Below are 6,372 nucleotides of genomic sequence, written 5' to 3'. Positions count from 1 at the left end.
GACCGCCGTGCCTGGCGTGAGGGGCTGGATAGCGATGAGCGTGCCTATGGTCGTGTGCTGCTGGGTTTCGTGGACCGTGGGGAGCCGCTGGAATGGGCGGCCTGGGACTGGCTGCGGTTGATCGATCTGGCCTGGGCCGGGGCCTGCCTGGGTTGGTTGAGCGAGGCCGAGGCGACGGGTCTTGCCCAGCACGGAGCGGACCTGGTGTTGCGTCGCTACAGCGACTGGTCGGCCCTGGTGCGTGCCTTCCAGCGCGGACGCAGCCTGCATGAAGGTCGTGATCTTCTGTCCTCACTGGAGGCCGACTGGCAGTTGTTGCTGCACTCGCCCGTCAGCCCCTGGCACGAGGCATTGCAGGGCCTGATCGAGCCTCAGCACATGGAGACCTCGCGTCAGCTCATCCGCGACTTGCGCCAGTCCCCTCGCCATTGGTTGCTGGCCCTGGCCTCGGTGCGCGAACCCGAGCTGGCGACGCGCCAGGGAGCTGGAATGACGATGTCGGCGGTGCGTAGCCAGGAATCACGTCAGTATCTGGTTGATACCCTCGACCTGCATCCCGATGAAGGCGTCGAGGCCCTTTCCCGCTATTGGCTGCCTGCCCAGGCCCATCATCTCAACCAGCTGGCCGCCGACGCCGCCCATGGTGCCCTGCCCAACACGGAGACCGCTTTCGGGCGGCCGGCCGTCGAGGATCTCGTCGTCCGCGATGCCTTGCGTCAGGGCAGTCGCCATTCCGCGACCATTCATATGGCCGAGAAGTACGCTTTCTATCTGCAGATGGCCATGGACGCGGATGCCTTCGACCAGGGTGGGCTCGCCTCCCTGGCCGAGGCCCTGCGGGGCTCGCTGTGCCGTTTCTATGCCGATGCCCGCCGGTTGCTCGAGGCCTGGCTGCAGTGGGAGACCCTGCTGCCCGAAGAGGGACAGGCTCCCTTGATCAACGAGATTCGCTGGCACCTGGAGGATCCCGGCAGCCTCTTCCATTGGCTGGATTGGCGAAACGGGGCCTGGCAGGAGCCGGGTCCGCGACCCACACTGTTCCATTTTACCGCCATGGCGCTGGTGGGGCCGCTCAATGGTGCCGCCTGGAGCCTGCCGCATGCCGAGAGCAAGCGGGAGTGCGAGACGATCCACGACTGGGTCGACGGGCATTACGGCCTGCAGGCCGCCGATCAACTGAGAGACTTCATCGACTTCCTGCTCGAGGCGGGTGATCGCCAGGAATACCAGATCAACTATGCGCCCTATACGCTCAATACGGATCGCCTGTCGTCGGAGATCGCCACTCTGGAAACCGGGAGCTGCAGCGAGGAGGAGGGGACCCATCTGCTGCGACTCCAGCGGGTGCGTGATAACGAGGATGGCTGCAACGACATCGACCTGACGGCCTGGGACATCGCCCAGTCCGTGGATCTGGCCATGGCCGGGCGCCAGCTGGAGTGGCTCGACGAGGCGGCATTCTCCCGCTTGCTGGAACGCGCCCACGCCCTGGCGGCGGCGCATTACGGTGGCTGGGAGGAATTTGCCCGGGGGCTTTATGCCGGATTTTCCTTCTTCATGGGCGAGACTCCCGAGAGGGAGGCCTTCCTCGCCGGCTTTCGCCAGGCCCTCGTTGCCTGGCTGGCCGCAGCACCGCCGCTGGCCGGTCCCTGGGCGAGTCTCGATTTTCCCGGTGCCCGGGCACGTCACTGGGCACCGATGCATGTCGATACCTTGCCGGGGGATGTCCGGACCCTGCATTGAATGCTCGCCAATCCGCAGATCAGTGGTTTATAGTCAACACCTTGATCAACTGGCTCCTCCTGTCGGGAGTCCTCGTCTTAAACGAGTCGTCGACAGGCTGCTTTGGCAGTGATACCTACTTGCGTCTGGCATCACTACCATAGCGACAACCCTCAGTCCCTCACAACGCCACGCCAGGCGTTTACGGCAAGGGTGCGGCTCCGGGAATAGGGTTTCGCCATGGTTGCCACGCAAGGGTGTCGCCTGCTGTTGATCGTTACCGCCTTGGGCCTGTTGGCTGGCTGTGCCACCCAGACGCGGGAGATGGCGTCACAGACGCCTGAGGATTACTTTACACGCCAGATGCCCGGCCTGCCCGGTGACTGGGATCCGAAGATGTCGCGGGTTGATAATCCGATCCGTCAGGTGCGCGGCCTGCATAATCCGCCCGAGGCCCTGGTGCGCCAGGCGTTGCTTGCCCAGCACGACCGGTGGGAGGGTACGCCCTATCGTCTGGGAGGCGAGAATGACCAGGGCATCGACTGTTCGGCGCTGGTTCAGAATGTCTTCATCGATACCTTCCGCCTCGAACTGCCTCGATCCACCGATGGTCAGGTTCGCCAGGGCATGGCGATCGAGAGAACCGAGCTTGAGGCCGGCGACCTGGTCTTCTTCCGACCGCCTGGTGCCTACAACCATGTGGGCATCTATGTCGGTGACGGGATCTTCCTGCATGCCTCCGCCTCGACCGGGGTCAGGCTCTCGAAACTGGACAGCGCCTACTGGCGACGCCACTACTGGCAGGCCCGGCGGCCTCTCGAACCCACCCAGCTGGCACAGCGGGCATTGCTTGCCGGTGAAGGGTAGCGCCAGCTCGCGTCTTTCGACCCCGCGCCACCTCGATTCATGACCGATCGGAGCCTCCATGATCGAAGCCCATAGCCGCGCCTGGTGGCGGGCTACCCTGGCCCTCTGTCTGGGGTCCTTTCTCGTCTTCATCAATCTCTATGCCCCGCAGCCCCTGCTGCCCGAATTGCGTGCCGCCTTCGGCATCTCGACCCTGGTCGCTGGCCTGGTGATGTCGGTGGCGACCCTCTCGCTGGCGGCGGCCTTGCTGGTTTTCGGCCCGCTCTCGGATGCCATCGGGCGTCGAGGCATCATGCGGCTGACGCTCTTGCTCGCCGGGTTGCTCTCCCTGAGCCTGGCGCTGGCCCCGAATTTCGAGACCCTCCTGGTGTTGAGGGCCTTCCAGGGCTTCGTGCTGGGCGGTCTTCCGGCGGTGGCCATTGCCTGGATGGGAGAGGAATTCGAGCGACCGGCCCTGCTCTCGGCAGTAGGGCTCTATATCGCCGGTAATACCCTGGGAGGGATCGGTGGTCGCGTCATCGGCGGGGCCGTGGCCGAGGTCGCCGGAATATCGGCGAGCTTCCTGGTGGTGGGCACCATGACCCTCATCGGGGTGGCGCTCTTCTGGCGGCTCTTGCCGGCTTCTAGAGCCTTCACCCCTCGTCGCTTCTCCATTGGTGCGGCGCTCTCCGACCTGGGCGGCCACTTGCGCAACCCATTGCTGCTGGGCGCCTATCTGCTTGGCGGCCTCAACTTCCTGATCTTCATCAACCAGTACAGCTACATCACGTTCCGCCTCGCCGAGGCGCCCTACGCGCTGGGTGCCCGCTTCCTGGGAATGATCTTCCTGACCTATCTCGGGGGCACCCTGGGGTCGATCCTGTCCGGAAGGCTGGCTGGCTCTCTGTCACAGCCGGTGTGCATGATGGCCGGGATTCTTATCCTCATGGCCGGCACTGCGGTGACCCTGTCGGCGTCGCTGCCGTTGATCATCGCCGGCTTGACCATCAATGCCTTCGGCTTCTTCCTCACCCATTCCGTGGCCTCGAGCTGGGTGGGGAAACATGCCGCGAGGGCGCGAGGCAGTGCCTCGGCCCTATACCTGGTGTTCTACTACGTCGGAGCCAGCCTGGGCGGCTTCTGGCTGGAGCCCTTCTGGCAGGCCGGTGCCTGGATGGGCGTTACCCTGGGTTCCTGGCTGGTGTTGGTCATCACGTTCGGCATTGCCGCCTGGCTGTGGCGTCACGAGCGTTCGATTCCCGTTTAAACGCCGCCGGCTTCCTCCCCCCAGACTTCCTCCAGTCGATCCACTCGGCCACAGGCGGACTTGTAGAAGTTGTAACGGGCCGGATTCTTCGTGTAGTAGTCCTGATGGTGGTCCTCGGCCGGGTAGAAGGCTTCGAAGTCTTTGATCTCGGTGGCAATCTCACGATCGAATCGCTCGGCCACCGTGTCTCGACTGGCCTCGGCCAGGGCGCGCTGCTCGTCGTTCATGGGGAAGAGGGCGCTGCGATAGGATTCGCCTGCATCGCAGAACTGACGGTTCTCCGCGAAGGGGTCGATATTGCGCCAGAACACATGCAGCAGCGTCTCGTAGTCGACAGCTTCGGGGTCATATTCTACCTCCACGGCTTCGATGTGTCCGGTTCCGCCGGCCACGACCTGGTCGTAGCTTGGATTCTCGACATGGCCGCCACTGAAACCTGAGGTCGTGGCGATGACGCCCTCGACCTTGTCGTAGGCCTGCTCGACGCACCAGAAGCAGCCACCGGCAAAGACGGCGTTGGCCGTCTGCTCCTGAGAGATGGCCTGGCCGCTGAATCCGATGGCGACGGGAAGGGCCAGCAGGGCGAACCAGCGGGCAGTGGGGAGGGTTGCAAAGGTCATCTTCGGTTAGCTCCGTGGCTGAGTCATGCTAGATTGGAGGTTATTCCATGATCTGGGTTCCATACAACCCCTGTTGAATTTGTATTTTCGTTCCCTTTCTCCGCGTAAGTTCCCCGGAATCCCGACGACTCAAGAGACGATCCTGTCGTCATCCCAGGCGGCCGCCACCACAAGGAGGGAACCCTTGACTCGACGTCGACTGATACTTCTCGCCCTGATTGCCGTGATCATCGCGGCCTATTTCTTGAGCGGTGCCCACCAGGTGCTGACCCTGGAGACCCTCCAGGCGGAGCAGGCCAGATTCAGGGCCTGGCTGGCGGCCGAGCCACTGACCGTAGCAGGGGGCTTCTTCCTGATCTATGTGGTCATGGCGGGCCTCTCGCTCCCCGGTGCGACCCTGCTGACTCTGCTGGGGGGCGCCCTTTTCGGCTTCGGCTGGGGCCTGCTGATCATCTCCTTCGCCAGCACCCTGGGGGCGACCCTGGCGGCACTGATCGCCAGGACCCTGGCCCAGAAACCTCTGGAAAGGCGTTTCACCACTCAGCTGGCGCGCATCAATGCGGGTATCAAGCGTGAGGGCGCCTTCTATCTCTTCACCCTGCGCCTGATTCCGCTGTTTCCCTTCTTCGTCATCAACCTGGTGGTGGGCCTTACACGGATGCGTCTCTGGACCTTCTACTGGGTCAGCCAGGTGGGGATGCTGCCCGGTACGGCGGTCTATGTGAATGCCGGCCGGGAGCTGGGTAACCTGGAGTCGATTTCCGGCATACTTTCGCCCACCCTGATCGCCTCCTTCGCCCTCATCGGGCTCTTTCCCTGGCTGGCCAGGGGGCTGGTGGCCATCGGCAAGCGGCGCAGGCTGGCGCGGCGTTACGCCAGGCCGCGTGGGTTCGATTACGACATCGTGGTGATCGGTGGCGGCTCGGCGGGGCTGGTGGCAAGTTATATCGCCGCAGCGGTCAAGGCCCGGGTAGCACTGGTGGAGCGTGACAGGCTGGGCGGCGATTGCCTGAACACCGGCTGCGTGCCGTCCAAGGCATTGATCCGGGCGTCGCGGGTTGTCAGCGAGATCCGCGGTGCCTCGCGATACGGGATCCAGGCCGGGGATCCACAGGTGGATTTCGCCGCCGTGATGGGCCATGTCCAGCATGCCATCCGCGAGGTCGCGCCCCATGACAGCCGTGAACGCTACGAGGGTCTCGGCGTGGAAGTGATCGCCGGCGACGCCTTCCTCGAGGACCCCTGGCGGGTCAGGGTCGGCGAGAGGGTTATCACCACCCGGCATGTGATCATCGCCAGCGGCGCGCATCCTCGGGTTCCCGACCTGCCAGGCCTCGATCGGATCGAGGTGCTCACTTCCGACAATCTCTGGCGACTGGATGCGCTGCCGGAGCACCTGCTGGTGCTGGGTGGCGGCCCCATCGGTTGCGAGCTGGGCCAGAGCTTTGCTCGTCTGGGGAGTCACGTTTCGCTGGTGGAGATGGGTGATCAGTTATTGCCCCGGGAGGATGCCGAGGTGGCTGCCGAGGTGCAAAGGCGTCTGAGTAACGAAGGGGTATCGGTATACCTCGCCACCAAGGCGTCAAGAGTGGTTGACGATGAAGGCGGTGGCCATGCGCTGGAGGTTGAACTGCAGGACCCGCACGGCGAAGCACGGATCAAGCGGCTGTCCTTCTCGCATCTGCTGGTGGCCGTGGGGCGCCAGGCCAATATCGAGGGTATGGGGCTGGAGGCTCTTGGGGTGGAAACCCGCGACAACGGTACCCTGGCCGTGGATGAATCGCTGCAGAGCGTGCTGCCCAATGTCTGGGCCTGTGGCGATGTGGCGGGCCCCTACCAGTTGACCCATGCCAGTGCGCACCAGGCCTGGCACGCGACCGTGAATGCGCTGTTCGGCGAGTTCAAGCGCTTTCGGGT

The 6,372-nt window shown here is 64.1% G+C and carries 5 protein-coding genes; 4 read left to right on the top strand and 1 reads right to left on the bottom strand.

Features of this window, described 5'->3' with window-relative positions:
• The 3 genes from ACESMD_RS03700 to ACESMD_RS03690 all read left to right on the top strand — a co-directional run.
• Positions 1-1,743 (top strand): YbeU/YbeR family protein (locus ACESMD_RS03700; protein WP_372610441.1); only part of this gene is annotated, 1,743 nt, incomplete at its 5' end.
• A 219-nt stretch (positions 1,744-1,962) separates the two neighbouring features.
• Entirely contained in the window at positions 1,963-2,589 is a 627-nt protein-coding gene (locus ACESMD_RS03695) for a C40 family peptidase (protein ID WP_372610439.1), read from the top strand.
• Between the two features lie 58 nt (positions 2,590-2,647).
• Positions 2,648-3,835 carry an MFS transporter gene (locus ACESMD_RS03690; RefSeq protein ID WP_372610437.1) on the top strand — a complete coding sequence of 396 codons (1,188 nt, stop codon included), beginning with the start codon at positions 2,648-2,650 and terminating at the stop codon, positions 3,833-3,835.
• On the opposite strand, the gene msrA is transcribed toward ACESMD_RS03690, so the two are convergent.
• Positions 3,832-4,455 (bottom strand): peptide-methionine (S)-S-oxide reductase MsrA, encoded by a 624-nt coding sequence (msrA, locus tag ACESMD_RS03685; RefSeq protein ID WP_372610435.1) that lies wholly within the window; start codon positions 4,453-4,455, stop codon positions 3,832-3,834. The two genes, ACESMD_RS03690 and msrA, sit on opposite strands and share 4 nt — an antisense overlap.
• 184 nt (positions 4,456-4,639) lie before the next feature.
• On the opposite strand from msrA, the gene ACESMD_RS03680 reads away from it, so the two are divergent.
• Positions 4,640-6,372 (top strand): FAD-dependent oxidoreductase (locus ACESMD_RS03680; protein WP_372610433.1); only part of this gene is annotated, 1,733 nt, incomplete at its 3' end.

Origin of the sequence: Halomonas sp. (genome assembly GCF_041689495.1) — a bacterium.
Taxonomy (GTDB): domain Bacteria; phylum Pseudomonadota; class Gammaproteobacteria; order Pseudomonadales; family Halomonadaceae; genus Halomonas.
The sequence above is the reverse complement of the archived record's forward strand: the minus strand, read 5'-3'. Positions and strand labels throughout refer to the sequence as shown.